The sequence below is a fragment of the Solitalea koreensis genome (assembly GCF_900182575.1).
Taxonomy (GTDB): domain Bacteria; phylum Bacteroidota; class Bacteroidia; order Sphingobacteriales; family Sphingobacteriaceae; genus Solitalea; species Solitalea koreensis.
The window spans coordinates 276338-297899 of the sequence record NZ_FXSZ01000003.1 but is presented as its reverse complement, the minus strand read 5'-3'; the positions used below and the strand labels follow the sequence as shown (position 1 = coordinate 297899).

22 protein-coding genes are annotated in these 21562 nt (G+C 38.3%); 6 read left to right on the top strand and 16 right to left on the bottom strand.

Features of this window, described 5'->3' with window-relative positions:
• Window positions 1–64: 64 nt before the first annotated feature.
• The 15 genes from FN756_RS06770 to FN756_RS06700 all read right to left on the bottom strand — a co-directional run bounded on the left by FN756_RS06770 (window position 65) and on the right by FN756_RS06700 (window position 12766).
• Window positions 65–574 carry an NADH-quinone oxidoreductase subunit NuoE family protein gene (locus FN756_RS06770; RefSeq protein WP_142602643.1) on the bottom strand — a complete coding sequence of 170 codons (510 nt, stop codon included), beginning with the start codon at window positions 572–574 and terminating at the stop codon, window positions 65–67.
• An 87-nt stretch (window positions 575–661) separates the two neighbouring features.
• A complete protein-coding gene (locus FN756_RS06765) occupies window positions 662–1870 on the bottom strand; it encodes an NADH-quinone oxidoreductase subunit D (protein ID WP_142602641.1) in 1209 nt (402 codons plus the stop codon).
• Between the two features lie 60 nt (window positions 1871–1930).
• Window positions 1931–2443, bottom strand: a complete 513-nt coding sequence (locus FN756_RS06760; RefSeq protein WP_142602640.1) for an NADH-quinone oxidoreductase subunit C — start codon at window positions 2441–2443, stop codon at window positions 1931–1933.
• Between the two features lies 1 nt (window position 2444).
• On the bottom strand, window positions 2445–2987 hold the full coding sequence (locus FN756_RS06755; RefSeq protein WP_142602638.1) for an NADH-quinone oxidoreductase subunit B: 543 nt from the start codon (window positions 2985–2987) through the stop codon (window positions 2445–2447).
• 118 nt (window positions 2988–3105) lie between these two features.
• On the bottom strand, window positions 3106–3480 hold the full coding sequence (locus FN756_RS06750) for an NADH-quinone oxidoreductase subunit A (protein WP_142602636.1): 375 nt from the start codon (window positions 3478–3480) through the stop codon (window positions 3106–3108).
• Window positions 3481–3570: 90 nt separating this feature from the next.
• A complete protein-coding gene (locus FN756_RS06745; RefSeq protein ID WP_142602634.1) occupies window positions 3571–5196 on the bottom strand; it encodes a tetratricopeptide repeat protein in 1626 nt (541 codons plus the stop codon).
• Window positions 5197–5209: 13 nt separating this feature from the next.
• Window positions 5210–6199 (bottom strand): PstS family phosphate ABC transporter substrate-binding protein, encoded by a 990-nt coding sequence (locus FN756_RS06740; protein ID WP_185955207.1) that lies wholly within the window; start codon window positions 6197–6199, stop codon window positions 5210–5212.
• Window positions 6186–6431, bottom strand: coding sequence for a hypothetical protein (locus FN756_RS06735; RefSeq protein WP_142602630.1), 246 nt, complete (start codon window positions 6429–6431; stop codon window positions 6186–6188). The genes FN756_RS06740 and FN756_RS06735 overlap by 14 nt, the downstream gene beginning before the upstream one ends.
• A gap of 14 nt (window positions 6432–6445) precedes the next feature.
• Entirely contained in the window at window positions 6446–7264 is an 819-nt protein-coding gene (locus tag FN756_RS06730; protein WP_142602628.1) for an energy transducer TonB, read from the bottom strand.
• A gap of 17 nt (window positions 7265–7281) precedes the next feature.
• Window positions 7282–7923: an ExbD/TolR family protein gene (locus FN756_RS06725; protein ID WP_142602627.1), complete on the bottom strand. Its 642-nt coding sequence runs from the start codon at window positions 7921–7923 to the stop codon at window positions 7282–7284.
• A gap of 27 nt (window positions 7924–7950) precedes the next feature.
• Complete coding sequence (locus FN756_RS06720) at window positions 7951–8553, bottom strand: ExbD/TolR family protein (protein WP_142602625.1); 603 nt, start codon at window positions 8551–8553, stop codon at window positions 7951–7953.
• Window positions 8554–8622: 69 nt separating this feature from the next.
• Window positions 8623–9465, bottom strand: a complete 843-nt coding sequence (locus FN756_RS06715; RefSeq protein WP_142602623.1) for a MotA/TolQ/ExbB proton channel family protein — start codon at window positions 9463–9465, stop codon at window positions 8623–8625.
• A 261-nt stretch (window positions 9466–9726) separates the two neighbouring features.
• On the bottom strand, window positions 9727–11343 hold the full coding sequence (gene pckA, locus FN756_RS06710; RefSeq protein ID WP_142602621.1) for a phosphoenolpyruvate carboxykinase (ATP): 1617 nt from the start codon (window positions 11341–11343) through the stop codon (window positions 9727–9729).
• 148 nt (window positions 11344–11491) lie between these two features.
• A complete protein-coding gene (locus FN756_RS06705) occupies window positions 11492–11833 on the bottom strand; it encodes a translation initiation factor (protein WP_142602619.1) in 342 nt (113 codons plus the stop codon).
• Between the two features lie 48 nt (window positions 11834–11881).
• Window positions 11882–12766 carry a diacylglycerol/lipid kinase family protein gene (locus FN756_RS06700; protein ID WP_142602617.1) on the bottom strand — a complete coding sequence of 295 codons (885 nt, stop codon included), beginning with the start codon at window positions 12764–12766 and terminating at the stop codon, window positions 11882–11884.
• Window positions 12767–13081: 315 nt separating this feature from the next.
• On the opposite strand from FN756_RS06700, the gene metK reads away from it, so the two are divergent.
• The 5 genes from metK to FN756_RS06675 all read left to right on the top strand — a co-directional run bounded on the left by metK (window position 13082) and on the right by FN756_RS06675 (window position 18547).
• On the top strand, window positions 13082–14335 hold the full coding sequence (metK, locus tag FN756_RS06695; protein ID WP_142602615.1) for a methionine adenosyltransferase: 1254 nt from the start codon (window positions 13082–13084) through the stop codon (window positions 14333–14335).
• A gap of 210 nt (window positions 14336–14545) precedes the next feature.
• Window positions 14546–15103, top strand: a complete 558-nt coding sequence (locus FN756_RS06690; RefSeq protein ID WP_142602613.1) for an NUDIX domain-containing protein — start codon at window positions 14546–14548, stop codon at window positions 15101–15103.
• 8 nt (window positions 15104–15111) lie between these two features.
• Entirely contained in the window at window positions 15112–15861 is a 750-nt protein-coding gene (locus FN756_RS06685) for a lysophospholipid acyltransferase family protein (RefSeq protein ID WP_142602611.1), read from the top strand.
• A 110-nt stretch (window positions 15862–15971) separates the two neighbouring features.
• On the top strand, window positions 15972–17708 hold the full coding sequence (locus tag FN756_RS06680) for a tetratricopeptide repeat protein (protein ID WP_142602609.1): 1737 nt from the start codon (window positions 15972–15974) through the stop codon (window positions 17706–17708).
• Between the two features lie 77 nt (window positions 17709–17785).
• Window positions 17786–18547, top strand: coding sequence for a head GIN domain-containing protein (locus FN756_RS06675; protein ID WP_142602607.1), 762 nt, complete (start codon window positions 17786–17788; stop codon window positions 18545–18547).
• A 97-nt stretch (window positions 18548–18644) separates the two neighbouring features.
• Here the strand turns inward: FN756_RS06675 and FN756_RS06670 are convergent, their stop codons facing one another.
• A complete protein-coding gene (locus FN756_RS06670; RefSeq protein ID WP_142602605.1) occupies window positions 18645–20006 on the bottom strand; it encodes a M28 family peptidase in 1362 nt (453 codons plus the stop codon).
• A 163-nt stretch (window positions 20007–20169) separates the two neighbouring features.
• On the opposite strand from FN756_RS06670, the gene FN756_RS06665 reads away from it, so the two are divergent.
• Complete coding sequence (locus tag FN756_RS06665) at window positions 20170–21513, top strand: thioredoxin family protein (RefSeq protein ID WP_142602603.1); 1344 nt, start codon at window positions 20170–20172, stop codon at window positions 21511–21513.
• The last annotated feature ends 49 nt before the right edge of the window (window positions 21514–21562 follow it).

The following is a 21562-nucleotide window of genomic DNA, read 5'->3' as shown; positions in this document are numbered from 1 at the left end:
ACTCTACTTATTACTTTTTTAGTTCTTATGAATTTTATTGAACACTATTCTTTTTTGCTTGGGCTTACTGCTTTCTACCTTTCAAGTCTTCCAATAACTGATCAACAGAATCAGTGGTCAGGTGTTCATAAAAGGTGTACTCAGGGCCAATTTGTAAAACAGGACCGGTACCACAAGCTGCTAAACACTCAACACCTTTAACCGTAAATAAACCGTCGGCAGAAGTTTCACCCTCTTTGATCTCCAGTTTATCTTCCAGATACTTTATGATCTTTTCGGCACCAACCAAACAACACGGTCCGGTACGGCAAACCTCCAATACATATTTTCCAACCGGCTTAACATGAAACATGGTATAAAAAGTTGCCACTTCATACACCTCAATGGGTTTAATGTTCAATACGGAAGCAACTTGATCCATCACTTCTGTACTACACCAGCCAAATTCAGCCTGAGCCAAATGCAAAACCGGTAGTAAAGCCGATTTCTCTTTGCCTTCAGGATAACGCTTAATGATCTCATCGACCTGCTTAAGCATCTCTTCCGAAAATTTTATTTCTTTAACTGCTAACATTTATTTCAGATTTGAGAATTGAGTATTGAATATGGAGCTAGTACAGTACTTTTCTTATTCAATCCCTCGCTCATTCAATAATTAAAATTATGCGTCTAACTCCCCGGCAATCACGTTCAAGCTACTTAAACTCAAAATTGCATCGGAGATTAAGCAACCTACTGCCAAATCAGAATACGCCTGATAGTTGATAAAGCTAGGGCGACGGAAGTGCAAACGATAAGGAGCGCGGCCTCCATCTGTAGCCAGGTAAAAACCTACTTCACCGTTTCCACCTTCAACAGAATGATATACTTCACTATTAGGAATCGGAATTTCACCCATCACAATTTTAAAGTGATAAATGAGCGCTTCCATGCTATTGTAAACATCTTCTTTTGGAGGTAAACAGTAATCAGGAACTTGAGCGTTAAATATACCTTTAGGCTCCTTCTCCATTTTTACCAACGCTTGTTCTACCAAACGTAAGCTTTGCCAGATTTCCTCATTACGAACAATAAACCGATCGTAAATATCACCATTTGTTCCCACGGGAATATCAAAATCAAATTCATCGTAAGAACAGTAAGGGCTCATTACACGCACGTCGTAATCTACACCGGCTGCACGTAAAATCGGTCCTGACCAGCTATATCCCAATGCCTTTTCTGCAGATATTGGCGTTACCCCAACACAACGATCAATGAAAATTCTGTTACGATTGAACAGGTTTTCAAATTCTCTCATTACAGGAGGAAACTCAACCAAAAACCTTTTGATTTTTGCAATTGCAGTAGCGTTGAAATCACGTTCAAAGCCTCCAATACGCCCCATGTTAGTTGTTAAACGTGAACCGCAGATTTCCTCAAAAATCTCGTAAATATCTTCACGTTTTTGGAATACATAAAGGAAACCTGTGTAAGCTCCGGAATCAACCCCTATTACGCTATTACAAATCAAATGATCGGCAATACGGCTCAACTCCATTACGATGATACGCATGTAATCAACGCGCTTTGGAGTTTGAATATTTAAAAGTTTCTCCACCGTCATGTGCCAACCCATGTTATTAATTGGGGAAGAACAATAATTTAAACGGTCAGTAAGTGGTGTTATTTGATAAAACGGACGATGTTCAGCGATCTTTTCAAAAGCGCGGTGAATATATCCGATAGTAGAATCTGCACTAACAATGCGCTCACCGTCAAGTTCCAGTACGTTTTGGAATACACCATGCGTAGCAGGATGCGTAGGCCCAAGATTAAGCGTATTGGTTTCCTTTTCTATAGATTGTTCTCCAAGTTTTACGTGAGACATGTTGCTTATATATTATTAATTATTTGTTATTGGTGAATAGTTATTAGTGAATTGCAATAACTATCTGCCAAAATATTCATCATTTTTATCGGTACGGTTCGGGTCTTCCAATGGAAACTCTTTACGCATCGGAAAAGCGACCATATCGTCAACATTCAAAATACGACGCAAATCAGGATGACCCTCGAAAATAATTCCGAAAAAATCATATGTTTCTCTTTCCATCCAATTTGCTCCGGGAAAAACGGTGGTCATTGTTGGAATTCGCGGAGAAGTAAGAGGTAAAAACACCTTAATTCGCACTCGAATATTTTTAGTTAAACTATGCAGATGGTAAATAACACCTAATTGCAGTTCCTGATCAGGATAATGAATCCCACATAAATCAGTAAGGTAGGTGAATTTTAGCTCCTGATCCTCATAAAGGAACTTAATAACGTCAACAATTGATTCTTTAGTAGTACTAAATGTCAATAAGTTATAAGGTTCTGAGCTATCAAAAATTTCCTCACCAAATTTTGCTTTAAGTTTATCGAGGATGGACTGAGCGTTAATAGTGGTTACTTCTGACATTTTATTGGATACCGTATTTTGCAAGTAATTGTTTATACTCAGGAGAATCACGACGACGCAATGATTCGTTCTGAACTAGCTCTTGGATGCGCATGAATCCATCAATAATAGCTTCAGGACGAGGAGGGCAACCTGGCACGTATACATCAACCGGAATTACCTCATCAATACCTTGCAAAACGCTATAAGTATCAAAAATGCCTCCGCTAGAAGCACAAGCTCCAACAGCCATTACCCAGCGAGGCTCTGCCATTTGTAAATAAACCTGACGAAGAACAGGAGCCATTTTCTTAGCAACGGTTCCCATTACCATTAAAAGATCCGCCTGACGAGGTGAAAAACTTACACGCTCTGCTCCAAAACGGGCCAAATCATAATGTGATGCCATTGTTGCCATAAACTCAATACCGCAACATGAAGTTGCAAATGGTAATGGCCATAATGAATATGATCGTGCTAAACCCACGGCTTTGTCGAGGCTGGTAGCAAAGAATCCTGCTCCCTCTACGCCTGGAGGCGCATCAACAATATTTATTTCGCTCATAATAACGTACGAAGTATGTGTAATCCTTCCTAAGAAAAGAAGGTCAAAATTATAACAAAAAACAGATTTATATTGTTCTTAGACGATGAAAGGCTTTAGTTTAGAACCATTCTAAAAACTACTCCCAATTAAGAGCGCCTTTTTTAATAATATATATAAATCCAAGTAACAATAAGCCCATGAAAGTAAACATCTCCCACATGCCCTGAGCACCCAATTCACGAAAATTAACCGCCCATGGATACATAAAGATTACCTCTACATCAAACAATACAAAAAGAATTGCTACCAAAAAGTACTTTACAGAGAACGGGTGACGTGCATTCCCTTGCGCTTCAACCCCTGATTCAAATGCAATTAATTTATCAGCAGTTTTACGCTTTGGACCAATTAGGTGAGTTGCAATCATTGTAACCACAACAAATCCAATTGCAACGAAAAATTGCAGTACAATAGGAAGATAATTTACCGGTAACTGGTCTAATAATAACATAATCGTAGGAAGTAATTTTTTACAAAAATAGAAAAGAGACGGTAAGTTTAAAACAAACCGTCTCTTTTCATTAACTTATTAACAATATTACTATTTATTCTTCTTTTTTGTGCCTGCTTCAATAGCTTTTAAAGCATCATTTGCTTGTTGGTCATTGGGATCAAGCTCTAATACTTTTTTAAAATAGTCTTTGGTAGCATTCACATCATTTTGAACGCTGTAAGAATAATCGGCCATGTATTTATAGGCTTCAATCAGATATCTTGCATTTTTTTCCTTATCAACCTCTCCTAATTCAATTGCCTTTTCAAAATAAGGTTTAGCTAATCCTTGTTTATTATCCTTGTCAAGGTTTACACTTACTTCTCCCCTATAAATGTATCCGGGAATATACGTCGGGCTTAATTGGTTAACAACAGAAAATGCACTATCAGCTTTCACAAATTGACCTATACGCATTAAAGCTAAACCATAATACAAATAGTTTACAGGATCTTTCTTAACCCCAGGTACTTCAAAGTATTTTTCATAGGATTGAGCAGATGCTGCATAATTCTTATTTGTGAAATTCATTTTACCTATCAATGGATAAAGCTCTGTCTTAGATGGATCTTTTGTAACGGCTTTATTAAGGTAACCAATTGCGGCAGAATCTTGTTTATTAGCAGATAAAATCTTTGCCATATATTCGTAATCAGAAGTGATTACATTTTGAGGATTTTGTTTAGCAAAAAAAGTATTCATTGCATCTAATGCTTGTTTAAAATCGCCAATTTCAAAGGCTGAATAACCTAACAAACGATACATAACCGGCTTAACCGGGCAGGTTTTAAGCAAAGAACTGATCTCTTGATTTGCAGCTTTATAATCCTTCCCTGTAAACAAAAATGTTGCATAACGTGTTTGAGAGTTGCAAGAAACATCAGTTAAGGCCAGGTATTTGTTTTTATAGGTATCTATTGCTTTTGCAGACTGACCTGATGAATAATAAAGTTCAGCCAATAAACCATAAGCTGGTGCGTAGTTTGGATCAATAGCAATCGCTTTTTCAAGCGGAGCTAAGGCGGCCTGATAATTTTGAGCGCCTTTATAAATTTGTGCTTGCCCTATATAAGCTCTTAGATAATCCTTATCTACTTCTAATGCTTTATTATAATTCAAAACTGCATTATTGGCATCCTTTTTCATTAGGTAAACATCGCCAAGCGTTGCATACACTTCCGGACTTTTTGAATTCGCTTTTTTAGCCTGTTCTAGAGTAGCAATCGCCAATTGTACTGATTGCTCGTTCGTTTTGTCTCCATCAAGCGTAAGTCCTTTCGCCACTTCAACATATGGTCTGTAATCCTTTTTTTCAGCTAATGAAATTGCCTTATCAAAATCAGCTTTTGAAGCAGCAGCTTGATTATTTAAATATTCGAGCTTACCCAAACCTGCATAGTTCAATGCAAACTTTGGATTTGCTTGCACGCCTAAATCGAAATTAGCTTTTGCTGAATCAAGTTCATTGGTTTTTAAATATACATCACCTAAATAGTAATAACTTTCAGCACTAATCGTTGGATTGCTGGTAAGTCCTTTTAATATAGACTTTGCTTTTTCAAACTGTTCAACTTCTATAGCCCTTCTTGCATCGTTTATTGATTGGCCAAAAACAAATGACCCTATCAATGTAAATGCCAGTGTGAAACATAAAGCCCCTTTAATCATTTTCATAATTGTTTAAATGTTAGTTGTCAAATACATTCTTATTTTTAATATCAACCACACGAATTGGCATTGTAGCTGGTATAAGGCCAGATTTTAAGACTATCCTTTGACCAGCGTCACCACAAATAAACCGTGCAAAACCTGTACCCAGGCCTCTGCGCCCCCCTCTAATTATTACATAGACATTACGAACAAGCGGATAGTAACCTTGTGCAATATACGCCTGATACGGTTTTCGATATTCGCCGGCACCAGGTGCATTAACTTCAGGCGACAAAGCTGCCACTCTTACCTTGTGTAGAAAATTAGTAACAGTGGAGTCGTCGCTGTCGCTGACCCAATTAACGCCTATTATACCTAACGCATTTTTATGCTTGCCCACATATTCGATAACATCCGGATTATTCTCTTGAGCAAAAAATCGACTTCCATCAAAAGGTTTCCCTCCCGCAATTTCCTTTATATATCTTACAGTACTTGAATTTGCATTATCAAATACAACATGAATATCGTCACTTATGCCCGACTTATCCAATTGGCTCCATTTTGATACTGTTCCACTAAAAATGTCACGTATTTGATTCATGGAAAAAGTAGAGTCTAAATTAGCAGGATTGGTAATCAAAGCAATTGCATCAACGGCAAACTTAGTCTTTTGCACGCTTAAATTAATAGCCTGGAATACTTTCATTTCTTGAGCACTTAATTCACGAGGTATAATAATTAGCTGAGCAGAATCTTTTAACAAATCATTAACCGACTCAAATTCAGTTTTAAAGTGTGTATTAAGATGTGCATTAGGATAGGTTGCATGAAACACGTCGAGTTCAGCCTGAACTAAAGGTTTAAAAGTTTCATCAACCGAGATGGTGATACTTCCGGATGTGGGAGTATCTGTAGGTCCTTCAGAATTTTTAGAATTGTTATTGCAAGCTGCTAGTCCTGCAATGAGAATTACCAAAATGAATATCGTCCGGCAATTCAAGTTACGATGCTTATTCTTCTTCATATTCCTCAGCATTTTTCTTTATTAGCCTGTAACTACGAAATGCCCCATATAGAATCATCGCTGATCCTAAAATAATTTTATTGGTTTTCGATAATTGCACAAACAGATTGGGCTTGAAAATAATCATGAGCCCCAAAACAAAATAGGCACAAATAAAGGCTACCCCTAAAATAAGCAAAAATCGCCGAATAGGCGATTTTTGCTTAGCATCATTATTATTATTTTGCTCCATTAAGCTTACTATTTTTAGTCTAACCTAAACATAATAGGCAAACTAAAGTGAACACGCACCGGTTTACCATTTTGCTTACCTGGTTTCCATTTCGGCATGGCTTTAATAACTCTAACGGCCTCTTCATCACAGCCAGATCCTATACCTCTTAATACAGTAACATCGGTAATTGAACCGTCTTTTTCAACAACAAAAGTAACGGTTACACGACCTTGTACTCCGGTTTCACGGGCCATTGGTGGGTATCGTAGTGTTTTTCCAATGAATTTACCAATTTGATCAATTCCTCCCGGATATTCAGGATTCTCTTCCACATGGTAAAACACTTCATTTGATTCCTCAACAACTGCGTTACCGTTTCCTGAAATCGTTGGTTCTTCTACTGGAGGAGGACCTGTATCTTTACCTTTTACCGTTTCAGTACCAACTTGTGCCTTAATTTCCTCTTGTACTGGAGGTGGTTCATCATGCACTTCTTCATCCTTCTTGACTACCGGCGGTGTAAACTTAATAGTAGTACGCACCGGTGGTGGAGGTGGCTCCGAAGGTGGAGGTGGTGGAGGCGGCTGCGCTTTATCAAGTGGCGGTGGCGCCATTAATTCATTAGCCTGAACAACCTTAATATCATTATCTTCAGGTTCCATTCCTGAAATAATTTTAGCAATTAGTGGAGCCGCAATTGCGAGTGAAAAAAAGATAACCGCTAAAATTGTGCTTTTTCGTAACGTACTTGAGTATCTTTTTCTCAAGTCGTAAGCACCGTAACTTTTATTTTTTCCTTCAAATACTTGCTCGCACCAGACGCTATCTTCTAAATCTATCTTTCCTGCCATTTTTACAAATATTTATCTTACTTTTTAAGGTAAGGATTGGTCTCAATCATTTTTAAATCGCTAGGAGCAATATCAACAATAGCATAACGGCCATTGTTTGTAATCAGCATTTCGTCAAGAATATCAACAAAGTTTTTATAGCGTGCTTTATCGTCAGCCTTAATCAAAATAATAAGACCGTTTTTATATCCTTGAATACGAAGCCTGTTCGCTTTATATAGTTCTTCGGAAATCTTTCCGGACTTGAACTGATTTTCATAAACAGCAATCGAATCAAACGAAGGATTACGTTTACGAGCTTCGTCTAATAAAATCTTGCGAATACCACCTGCACTATAGTCGGTAATTTGCGGCTCTTGTACTTCCTCGCCAACGCCGAAATAATACACAATTTGATCTTTACCTGTTAAAAGAATGGTCATTGCCTGAGAAGCTTTAATCTTCGTTTCCTGATTTTCAGGAATCTTAGTGTTATCAGGCACGTTGATTTCCATTGCTTGAGGCTTACTCATGCTAGTAGTTAACATGAAGAAAGTAATCAAAAGGAAACCCAAGTCTACCATTGGCGTCATATCAACGCGGGTAGAAAGCTTTTTACCTCTTTTCTTTTTCCCTTTCTTTGGGCTACTACCACCACCGGAGCTATCTATATCTGCCATAATTCAATGTCTCTTTTAAAATTATTACTACTTTCTCTCCAATCCGGTAATGAGGTTAAATCGGTTGGCTTTTTGATCCTGCAAAGTCTTGATGATCTGTTTAAAAACAGGATAGTTCGCATCAACATCACCCTTAATAGCAATGATGGCTGTATTGCCTGTTACTTTACGAGATTCGACCAACCAATCAGCTAACTCATTATTTGTAGAATCAGAAGGGATACCCTTGGTTTGTACGTTATACTGTTTGCGCTGATCCGGATTAAGCTCAAGAAATGACTTCATTTCATTCATTGGTGCTCCAAATGCTGAAAGCAATGAAAATCGATCCATTTCTTCCGGAGACAGGGCTACTTGTCTCTTTGCTGCCATCTTCTCAATCAATGCTCTTCTGAAGTCCTTCCCTTTCAAATCAAAGAATACTCTTCCTGTCTTATCAACAGTAACAATAATCACTTTGGTATCCGGAAGCTTAAACTCCGCAATTGACGAAGGAGTATCAACCGTAACCGGTTCTTCAGGCCTTGCAGTTGTTGCCAGCATAAAAAAAGTCAAAAGCAAGAAAGCAACATCCGTCATCGCCGTCATGTCGACCCAAGTGCTTTTGCGTGGAACTTTAACTTTTGACATTTATATCTAATTTAACGAATATTTATGAATTAAGTATCTAACTATCAGCTGTATAAAACAACGCGAGGATTATTTGTTCTTAGCCGCGAATGTTTGCACAATACTATAACCAGCTTCGTCAATAGCGTAGGTAATTTTATCGATTTGAGAAGTGAAAGTAGAGTAAAGAACGATCGCGATAGCTGAGTTCATAATACCTAAAGCGGTATTGATCAAGGCTTCAGAAATACCCGCAGCCAATTGAGCAGAGTCAGGAGCACCACCGGTACCAAGAGCCGAGAAAGCTCTAATCATACCCAATACAGTACCTAAAAGAGCAACAAGTGTTGAAACCGATGCTAAAGTAGCAGTAATTACTAAATTTTTCTCTAGCATAGGAAGTTCCAACGTAGTTGCTTCTTCAACTTCTTTTTGGATTGCTAAAACCTTCTGATCAACGTCCATACCAGTTTCAATTTCCATTTCTTTATATTTAATCAAGGCTGATTTCACTACGTTAGCAACTGAACCTTGTTGAACGTCACATTCTTTAATCGCTGCATCAACATTACCAGCCGACAATAACGAACGAATTTTTGCTACAAAAGTTTGAGCAGATCCTTTTCCAGCAGCTTTACGAATAGTAATAAAGCGCTCAATTGCAATTGAAAGATTTAATAAAATTAAACCCATCAAAATAGGTACGATAAAACCACCTTTGTAGATAATACCTAACCAGTGGCCTGCGCCCTCTTTAACTGGTTCTGCGGTTTCGTTTACGATCCCGCCCTCAAAATTTGAAGGATTACCCATCACAAATTTGTAAATGAGTACCCCTACGATAATACAAATAGGAATAACCCAAGAGGCGAAATTTGAATTAAACTTAGCGTTCTCTGTCTTCTTAACTGTTGTTTGTGCTGCGTTTGCCATTGTTAAAAAAATTAAATTATTGTTTTAAATCCTTAATATAAGCTTTTCTATACGCTTTTATAAATAGAGCGTTTGCAAAAATATAAACTTTACAATAATAAAAAATTTTTTTTACCCTGATAACAATTATTTAACACTAGTTGCGCTCAATTTGGCAGAATTTTATTTTACAATTGAGTCAAATTGCCCTTTTTTTTAAAAAAAAAAGCTCCCTCGAAATTCGAGAGAGCTTTACACACACACTATTATTATTATTAAAGATTATACATGAGCTGTAACCTTTGGCATAGCTTCTTTAATTTCGGCACTTGCTGCATCAGCAAACTGTTCGAAATTCTTAATAAACCTACCTGCAAGATCATGAGCTTTAATCGCATATGCCTCTTTATCAGCCCAGGTATTCACTGGATTTAATATTTCTGATGGAACATTAGGACAAGTAATTGGAATATGAAGTCCGAATACAGAATCCGTTTGGTAATCTACATTATCTAATTCCCCATTAAGAGCTGCTGTAATCATTGCTCTTGTAAATGCTAATTTCATACGTGAACCCACGCCATAAGGGCCGCCTGTCCATCCAGTATTGATTAACCAAACATTAACTTTGTTCTCATCCATCTTTTTACCCAACAAATCGGCATATTTAGTCGGATGCAGAGGAAGGAATGCTTTTCCGAAACCTGCTGAGAATGTAGCCTGTGGCTCTGTAACACCGGCTTCAGTTCCGGCAACCTTTGCAGTGTAACCGGAAATAAAATGAAACATTGCCTGTCCCTTTGTTAATTTAGAAATAGGAGGCAATACCCCAAAAGCATCCGCAGTAAGGAAGAAGATGTTTTTAGGTGCCGTTCCTACAGAAGGCCTAACTGCATTATCAATATACTCAATAGGATACGAAACACGAGTATTCTCGGTTACGGTAATATTGGAGAAATCAACAGTAGAAGTGCCTTCAAAACAACGTACATTTTCTAATAAAGAACCGAATTTAATTGCGTTGAAGATTTGAGGTTCTTTCTCAGCAGTTAAATCAACACACTTTGCATAACAGCCCCCTTCGAAGTTAAAAACAGAATTTCCTGCCCAACCATGCTCATCATCCCCGATAAGTGCACGATTTGGATCAGCTGACAATGTAGTTTTTCCAGTTCCTGACAAACCAAAGAAAATAGCCGTATCTCCGTCTTTACCAATGTTTGCCGAACAATGCATCGACAGTACATTTTTTTGATGAGGTAAAATGAAATTTAAAGCAGAGAAAATTCCTTTTTTAATTTCACCAGTATACCCTGTACCGCCAATTAAAATAACCTTACGGGTAAAGTTTAACACCGCGAAATTATGTTGACGGGTTCCATCTACAGCCGGATCAGCCATAAACGAAGGGATAGCTATGATTGTCCACTCAGGATTAAAGCTTAATAGCTCATCTTGAGTTGGTCGGAGAAAAAGGTTGTTGGCGAACAGGCTCTGATACGCAGCTTCTGCAACAACCCGGATGTTAAGTTTGTATGCCGGGTCAGCACATGCATAAGAATCACGAACAAAAACAGTTTTTCCATTAAGGAATGCTGTCATTTTGTTATAGAGGGCATCAAATTTTTCAGGTGAAAACTTAATATTGATGTCTCCCCACCACACCGCATTTTCTGTTACTTCGTCAGCGACAATAAAACGATCTTTTGGTGATCGGCCAGTAAACTCCCCGGTATCAATGGCTAGAGCTCCTGAATCCACTAGGTGTCCTTCTCCCCGGACAACCGCTTTTTCAATTAATTCTGATGGTGTTAAATTCCAATAGGCGGCAGCAACATTATTGATTCCGAGATCCTTTAAAGTTGCGTGCGGAGCCTTGAATCCAAGTTCATTCTCCATAAAAAAAGTATTATTGATTGGTAAGACAAAAATGAGTAAAATAGCCTTAATTGTCAAAACAAAGGCGGTTCAAGCAACAGCTTAGTGTTATTTTTACGCTACAACAACAAGCATTTAAACAGTTTAAACCCAGTTTTTAATATCCTTATTAGCCTCCGATTTTTTTTACTTTATATCCATCAGCTTGCAAAAAAGCAATAATCTTATCCCTAAAGTCCCCTTGAATAAGAATTTCGCCATCTTTTGCGCTTCCCCCAACTCCACATTTTGTTTTCAATTTTTTACCCAAAACTTCCAGATCGGTTGTGGTTCCAATAAATCCGGTTATCAGTGTAACAGCTTTCCCTCCACGCTGTTTTTTATCGAGTTGTACACGTAAATCTTGTTTGTTTGGAGGCAATGTTTCTTGTTCCGGGGCATCATCAAACTGATAATTAAAATCTGGATCTGTTGAAAAAACTACTCCTGAAATATTTTTACTCTTTTTCATCATTACTTATATATAGGAACAAAAACAATACTTCTTTGTGTTGACCTCTTAATTCTTGAGAACATTTAATGTACCAGGACGTACCTTAATCTCTAATTCAGCACCCATCTCCCGTGGTTCTCCATCAAGGTGAATTGGGCCTGCCTCTAATCGTTTAATTTTTATCTCAGATCCTTTTATAATCTCTACATAATCAGATTTATCCACATTACGAGCCAACAATCGAAATGCCAAAACAGGAAATTGATACAAAGGAAAAGGCTTAACAATTGCAATATCTAAAACACCATCGACCAAACTTGCATGAGGTGCAATATGAGCGTTATTACCAAATTGACTTGAGTTAGCAATGCTTAACATAAATGCATTTCTTTCCAACAGTTTTCCATCAATTGAGATGGCATATTTCTGAGGCTTATAGTTAGCGAATTCATTTAGCACCGCCTTAGCGTAACCCCAAAGCCCCCGCTTTTTATCATTAGCAAAAAGAAAACTGATGTGCGCGTCAAAACCTGTACCTGCAACGTTAAAAAAAGGCTCCTCATTCATAACAGCGGTATCTATTGAAATAAGATCATGTTTATTGAGCACTTCTATTGCCTTCTCTATATCCATTGGTATACCCAGATGCCTGGCCAAACCATTACCTGAACCGAAGGGAATTACGCCCAATGCTGCATGAGAGTTAATACTTAACAAGCCGCGGGCAACCTCATTAACAGTACCATCACCCCCTACTGCAACAACCACATCAAAGCCAAGATAAGCAGCCGATTTAGAAAGTTTTCGGGCATGATCAACTGCATTTGAATACGCCATTTCATATTCATAAATGCTATGATCTAATTTTTCAATGATAGAGGATTCAACTCTATGCTTGCTTCGCCCACCTGAAATGGGGTTTATTACAAACAATATGTTCTTTTTTGTCAACGCTAATGTTTTAAAACTGTTATGAATATCGCAAAGTTAGTCGAATACTAAATAGATCATAACGCTTGTGCATAGAAAGAAGACCAATTTATCGGCAAGGCTTCAATAATAGACAATGCTCTCAAAATGAACCAATCATTATTTACCATGGCATGACAGATTGTTTTATAAAATAATTATTATTTTTGCGCCTCGATATGTGGAATGATTTGATTGATTGCAACCACGTTAAAAAGTGCTAAAACCAATAGACCTGCTTTTTATCCTTCCAATCATACCATTCTGATCATTTTTATTTTATAGAAGTATAAACTTATGGCTTATTTATTTACATCTGAATCTGTTTCAGAAGGACACCCTGATAAAGTAGCAGATCAGATTTCTGATGCATTGATCGATAATTTCTTGGCTTTTGATCCAGAATCAAAGGTAGCTTGTGAAACGCTGGTTACCACAGGTCAGGTAATTTTGGCAGGCGAAGTGAAATCAAAAACGTATTTAGATGTTCAACAAATTGCGCGTGAAGTGATTCGCAAAATTGGATATACTAAAAGCGAATACATGTTTGAAGCCAATTCATGTGGTGTTCTTTCAGCCATCCATGAACAATCAAGTGATATAAACCAAGGTGTTGTTCGTACCAAGCCTGAAGATCAGGGAGCCGGCGACCAGGGAATGATGTTCGGTTATGCTACAAATGAGACTGATCACTATATGCCATTGGCACTTGATTTAGCTCATCAATTATTAATTGAACTGGCAGCTCTTCGACGTGAAAACAGTGATATAACCTATTTACGTCCTGATGCAAAATCTCAGGTAACGATTGAATACAGCGACGATCACCGTCCGGTACGTATTGATACAATTGTTGTGTCGACCCAACACGACGATTTCGACACCGAAGAGAATATGGCACTTAAAATTCGCGAAGACATTATCAAGGTGCTTATTCCAAGAGTTAAAGCGAAACAGAAAAGTGATATCCAGGCTTTGTTTGATGATCAGATTACTTTTCATATCAACCCAACCGGCAAATTCGTAATTGGAGGGCCTCATGGCGACACCGGATTAACCGGCCGCAAAATTATTGTTGATACATACGGTGGGAAAGGCGCCCACGGAGGCGGAGCATTTTCAGGAAAAGATCCTTCAAAAGTAGACCGTTCTGCAGCCTATGCAACTCGTCACATTGCTAAAAACTTAGTTGCTGCCGGAGTATGTGATGAAGTACTTGTTCAGGTATCATACGCGATTGGCGTTGCACAGCCTTGCGGTTTATACGTTAATACGTATGGTACCGCAAAAGTTAACCTAACAGATGGTGAAATTTCGAAAAAAGTAAGTGAAATTTTCGACCTACGTCCTTATTATATTGAACAACGCTTAAAGCTTCGTAATCCAATTTATTTGGAAACTGCTGCTTATGGGCACATGGGGCGTAAAAATGAAGTGGTTACCAAATCCTTCTTCTCTCCAACAGGTGAAAAATTCACAAAAGAAGTAGAATTATTTACCTGGGAGAAGCTTGATTATGTAGACAAAATCAAGGCTGCTTTTAATTTATAATTTTGAGATAAAGAAGATAGATCAAAGAATAAAGACAATCATTTCGGCGATTGTCAAACATTGGAAAGGCCTCTTCAAGATGAGTTGAAGAGGTTTTTCCATGTTTTGAGATTTAGAATAAATTTCAGTGCAGAACCACAAAATCAACAATGTTTTTCTCATCGACCTCAACGACTAAGCGAGAAACAAAATTTACTTATTTTTGTCGCAATGGATGAAAATAAAAACCCATGGACTACTGTTCAATCAGAGTTAAAATATAAAAACCCGTGGATTAGCCTTACCGAACACCAAGTAATTAATCCATCCGGAGGCGAAGGTATATATGGAGTTGTATCTTTCAAAAATCTGGCCATTGGCATTTTGCCTTTAGATGAAAATTTGAATACCTGGCTTGTGGGGCAATACCGTTATCCATTAAATCAATACAGCTGGGAAATCCCGGAAGGAGGCGGCCCGTTAAATACAGATCCCTTAGCATCAGCCCAACGAGAATTATTGGAAGAAACCGGTTTAAAAGCTGAACGCTGGACCAAGATTCAGGAAATGTACCTTTCTAATTCAGTTTCTGACGAAAAATCAATCTTGTATGTTGCGCAAGGACTTACTCAACAGGAGGCCGAACCTGAAGAAACCGAACAACTAATTATAAAAAAAATACCATTTGAGCAGGTTTTTGAAATGGTTATGAAAGGCCAGATTACTGATTCAATGACTATTGCCGCTGTTTTGAAAGTAAAATTCTTACTAGATAATGATCGATTATAAATAAATAAATGAAAAAATTACTCGCTTACATCTTTACACCAATTTATTTTCTGGTCTGGGCAATTCTTTTATGCCTGTTTCATGTCATACAGGTAATCGCTTTAAATGTTTTTGGCAAAAAAGCCCACAAAATTTCAGTTGATGCACTTAATTTCTTTTTGATTCACACTCCCTATATTCTGGGCTCAAGTGTAAGGATGCATTTTTCAGAAGAGCTCCCAACTAATCGTCCCATTATTTTTATTGCCAACCATGGACATACCTTAGATATTCCAGGAATTATTTGGTATTTGCGTAAATTCACACCAAAATTTGTTTCAAAAATTGAATTGGGGAAAGGTGTTCCAAGTATTTCATATAACCTTAAACATAGTGGAGCGGCTTTAATTGATCGTAAAGATGCAAAACAAGCAATTACAGAAATTGCGCGTCTAGGTAAATTGATTGAAGAAAATAACTATTCTGCAGTAATCTTCCCGGAAGGCACACGCTCTCGTGATGGAATAATGAAACCTTTTAAACCAGGAGGAATTAATGTGTTACTCAAAAAAGCACCCAATGCATTAGTGGTGCCCATTTATATTCATGACAGTTGGAAACTTCACCGTTATGGCACATTTCCGTTAGGTTTTGGAGAAAAATTAAGCTGGAATATCCTTCCTGCAATAGAACCTAAAGGCAAAACGCCCGACGAGGTTATCGAACTGGCTGAAAACAGTATCCGAAAAGAATATGATCTTCTAAACAAGCTCAAATAGTCTTCTCTCGCAACCCAACTTTATAGTTGTAGACTATTAATTTTCAGCTTATTATGATTTGTAGTAAATTTATTAAGATCATTCTCTTTGTAAATATTTAACTACAAATCATGAAAACTCGCTCTCTGTTTTTTCTGGCTTTCTTTACACCTACTTTATTTATTCAGGATTACATTGAACAAAAAAAGTCAAAAGAGAATTATGGCACCTCGTTTAACATCCCACTGTGCGTCAATGTGAACATGGGCAAACTGGTAGCCATAATTGATTCAATTGACGGCCCTGCCCCAATTCTTCCCGGCTTAGGCAATTACCAATTCAAGGTAACAACAAATTCAAAAGATGCACAACGCTACATTGACCAAGGGCTCGCACTTTATTATGGTTTTAATCACGCCGAAGCCTATCGTTCGTTTCGTGAAGCGGCCAAAATAGATTCTGACTGTGCCATGGCCTATTGGGGACAAGCACTCTGCTTAGGTCCGAACATTAATTCCCCAATGGATCCGGCTGATTCAAAAGTAGTTTATGAAAATGTCCAAAAAGCGGTGGATTTAAAAGATAAGGCAACCGTGCGGGAACAATCATATATTATGGCGCTTTCTAAACGCTATATCCAAAATCCTCCGGAAGATCGCACGCAACTGGACCAGGCCTACTCTGATGCAATGAAAGAAGTTGCAAAGATCTATCCCAATGACTTAGATGCAGCTACATTATATGCTGAATCGTTAATGGACTTACATCCTTGGGATTATTGGACCAAGGAGGGGCAGCCAAAACCTTGGGCTCCTGAAATAGTAGCACAGATTGAAAACGTATTATCTAAAGACATTAATCATGTCGGCGCAAATCATCTCTATATTCATGCTGTAGAGGCTTCATATGACCCAGCCAGAGCAATTCCGGCAGCAGACAGACTTTTAACGATGCTTCCTGGCGCCGGACATTTAGTTCATATGCCTTCGCATGTTTATATCAGAACAGGTCGTTATCATGATGGAAGCAATGCCAATGAAGCAGCTATTAAAGCGGATGAAAAGTACTTTGAACTTTGCAAAACACAAGGCGCTTATCCCTTAGCGTATTATCCGCACAATATTCATTTTTTAGTTGCCTCGAGCACATTTGAAGGAAGAAGTCAAACTGCACTTAAAGCTTCGCGACTACTGGCCGAAAAGGTGGATAAAACCATGCTAAATGACCCTATATTCACCCAAGCACTGCAAAGTTTTTACCATATGCCCATCTTAACCATGACCCGCTTTGGCCTCTGGGATGACGTATTAAAAGAACCGATGCCAGAAGATACATTAAAATATTCAGTTGGCACTTTTCGTTATGCCCGCGGAATTGCCTACGTGAGAAAAAACCAAATGGAAATGGCAATAAAGGAATTAAATGAACTTGACGATGTGCTCGTTGACGGCAAGCTGAAGGAGTTTAAAATATTCTTTAAAAATGATGCTCAAACGGTTCTTGAGATTGCCCGTAATGTATTAAGCGGAGAAATAGAAGCAAGGAAAGGTAATTATAGTAAAGCAATCTCTGATCTTAAAAAAGCAGTTGAGTTAGAAGATGCATTAACCTATCAGGAACCTGCCGACTGGCATCAACCAGTTCGTGAAGTATTAGGAGCCGTTTTAATCGAAGCTGGAAAGTTCACTGACGCAGCCAATGCTTACCATGAAGACCTAAAAATGTATCCTGAAAACGGCTGGGCATTATACGGTTTATATTTAGCTGAGCAAAAACAAGGAAAGAAAACGGAGGCAGCGAAAACCCTTACTCGTTACCATAAAGCTTTTGAACGCGCTGATATTAAACTACAAAGCTCAAGATTGTAATTCTTAATTTATTTTCATTCAGGTGCAACATTTTCGTTTTTAGGCACGTCATATACTCAATAAAATCAATCAACTATATGAAACCATTAAATAAAATAGCCCTAATTACAACAACTGCCATTGTCGGTTTTTCATTAATTTCTTTCACTCAGACAGAATTAACAACTAACAAATCTGCAAAAGCCACAACGGAAAAAAAAGCTATCCCGGATACTGAAATCCGTAATGTTTCGGGCTTTACAGGTATTAAATCAAGCAATGGAATTGACGTTTTTATTAGCCAAGGAACTACAGAGCGCGTTGAAGTGAAAGCCGATGCGGAAACGATGAAGCATTTAAGAACCGAAGTAAAAAACGGTGTGCTCGAAATTTACATGGAAAGCAATTGGAACGGTTTATTTTCAGGAAAGAGTCATACTACGGAAGTACATGTAACTGCGAAAACCCTTAATTCCCTTACGGCAAGTAGTGGCTCGGATGTAAAAACCCTGACTAAAATTAAGGCCGATAAATTTAGCGCAAAAGCAAGTTCGGGCTCTGATCTTACTTTAAATATTGAAGTCAATGAATTTTCATTTGAAAGCAGCAGTGGCTCAGATGCTACCATAACCGGAAGTGCAAAAGTTGCGCATCTTAAATCATCGAGTGGCAGCGACATTGAGGCAAATAAACTTATGACCGAAGTTTGCGAAGCGCAGGCCAGCAGCGGATCAAACATAAGCGTGAGTGTAAGCAAGCAATTAAAAGCCGTAGCTAGCAGCGGCGGCGATATTTCTTATCACGGCAACCCTAGTGTTAGCAAGGAAGAATCAAGCGGCGGCGAAGTTTCTAAAGACTAAAGAACAAAGATTAATAGGACACTTTTTTCCTCAGCGAACTCAGCGCCTCTATGTGTAACAATATTTCACGCGAAAACACTGAGTTCGCTGAGTTTATTTATTTTATTGGTTTAGGAAAAATGGGCAAACTCTCATGACCAGCTTCATCTACTGACTGCACTGCGAAAAAATAATTGTCTTTAGAAACCGGCAAGGTAAACTGAGTTAAGCTTCCCGCTACAAAAATCTTCTTTTCCCAAAACGGACTGGTGGTTTCCCGTACTAACATATAATATCCCTTGGGTTTTATTCCTTCCGGAGCTTCCCAGGTTAAAGTCGTAGCATTAGTAAGTTGTTTAGTAAGAATGCCTACGTTTTTAGGTTCTTGTGGCGCCATTGCCAAATTTGCCAAGGTGGCCAGATTCACCGCTGTTACTTTTTGGAGGTAGTTATAATCTACAAATTCAGGCAAATCTCCATACGCTCTGCCATTTTCGGCTCGAATATCCTGATGCTGGCGATCAAAGTTCTCATTCATTTCCGTTATTCGAACAGCCGTAAAGCCTGCATTACTAAACGGGATATGGTCTCCGCCCCGTAAATAACGATCACGGCGATAGATCAGTTTTACCTCCAAATTTTCAACATAGCGTTCCCCTATTTCTTTAATGTAACGTGCAAATTGCCGTGCAGGACTATCATTTTCGCCTCCAACCGACTGCCTTTGCGTGGCCAAGGCAGCTGTTTCAACAACCGGAACGCCCTCGCTAAATACGCGCAATTTCTGATTGTCTTTTAAATCAGTTTCATTGCCATAGCTATTGCCCACAATATCGTTGGTAATCATGCCTTGCACATTCCATTTTTTATCGGAGGCTATTTTGGCAAGATGGGTTGATCCATATAAACCTTGTTCTTCTCCGGCAACACATGCAAAAATGACCGTAGCACTAAATCGTTCTTTACTCATTACACGGGCAAGTTCCATTACCGTTGCTGTACCCGATGCATCATCATTCGCTCCAGGAGCTGTAATTGTAGAATTATTAACATCCGAAGCCCGCGAATCAAAGTGACCGCTAACAACGAAAACCCGATTGTCTTTGGGGTCAACGCCGGGAAGGGTTGCCACCACATTTTTCAACTCTACCGTTTTGGGCACTCTTTTCCCATCCGGCTCAAGCATGAAACTATCGTATTCAACTTTTAGCCTTCCTCCCGATTCTATTGAATACTTGCTCATCTCTGAAAAAATCCACCTTCGGGCTGCTCCAATCCCTCTTTGATTCGAAATCGTGTCACTTAAGGTATGTCGTGTTCCAAACGAAACTAGCTGGTTTACATTAAAGCGAAGATTATCAACAGATAGTGCTTTTACCAGGTTTTCAATACGAGGATCACGATTGATAATGACTGTTTGGGCAAAAACGATAGATATTGAACATGAAATCATCACTAAAGAGAGCACTATTCTTTTCATACTGCATAATTTGGAGATTACAATATAAGAATTTGACCATCTATCATCTTTGCAGGGAAGTTCATTTATAGAAAAATTATCTTCAACTAAACATTTAGTTGTAAAAGCTATTTCAAAATCCTAACTTAATAGAACATTCATTTTCCCTAAACAGTTAACCACTATGAAAAAAACAGTAGTACTTTTTGTAGCCATTCTGGGTTGCCTTTCATCTGCTTATGCTCAGGAAGCGCCAGCATCAAAAGAGGGCATTCAATTTTTTGAAGGCACCTGGTCGCAGGCATTAGCAAAATCGAAGGAAACGGGCAAACCAATCTTTATCGATGTGTACACCACCTGGTGCGGACCTTGTAAAATGATGGCTAAAGAAATTTTTCCTAAAAAAGAAGTAGGAGATAAATACAACGCAGCTTTTATCAATTATAGCATTGATGCTGAAAAAGGAGAAGGCAAAGAATTGGCCAAAAAATACGCGGTTCGGGCCTATCCAACCTTTTTATATGTTAAAGCTGACGAAGAATTGGTTTACAGAGGAGCAGGATATAACCCTGACCCTAAGCCATTTTTAGACTTAGCGGATCGAGCGATAGAAGAAACTAAAAATCCGATAACACTTTCGCAATTGGAAAAAGAATATGCTGACGGAAAAAGAGAGAAAGAATTTTTAACTACCCTGTTAAAAAGGAAAGCTGCTCTTGAATTGGCCGATCCTAAATTACTGGATGATGTAATTGCAACCTTATCCAATGAAGAGATCGTTAGTGCTGAACTTGCTCCACCTATTTTAAAATCCCTTACAACTTCTGACTGTAAAGCCTTTGAATTGGTATTAGCAAACCTTGAAAAATTCCCATCTAAACCTATTGCTGAGAATGCATTAGTACAAGCCATCACCTCCGACTGGAGAGTGGCAATTAAAGACAAAAATGAGGCACTGTTTAATAAAATATTGGTAAATGCGAACAGAATACCAAATAAGCCGGCGTATTTTGAAGAAATGATGCTTCAATATAAGCTTAAATACTTCACTGCGATGAACAACATTTCGCTTCTGATGGAAGCGGCGCGTGAATTATCAAAGGAAGGGATGAATATAACAGCTGAGAAAATAGCACAAAAGAATAAAGAACAATATGACAAAGTAATGCAGCCCTTTTTTGATGGAAAGCGTGATAGCACTAAAGTGCAGGATTTTTCGAAAATGAAAGAATACTATCAAACTGCTTATTCAAAAAGCCTTGCGGGTAAGCTTAATATAGCAGCATGGTCATTAATTGAGGCAAAAGTTGCTGATAAAAAACTATTACAAGAAGGTTTAACCTGGAGTGAAAAATCATTAGTGTTACATAAAGACGTCCCAAACTATATAGACACTAAAGCTCAAATTTTGTACAGAATGGGCAAAAAAACAGAGGGGATTGCTTTGGAGGAAAAAGCCCATGCATTAGATCCTCAAAATAAAGAGTGGCCGGACGTTATTCAAAAAATGAAGGACGGAACCTTGTAATCCTAAAAAGCTAGTTCAAGCCTTACAAAACGTCGAACGGTATATGCAG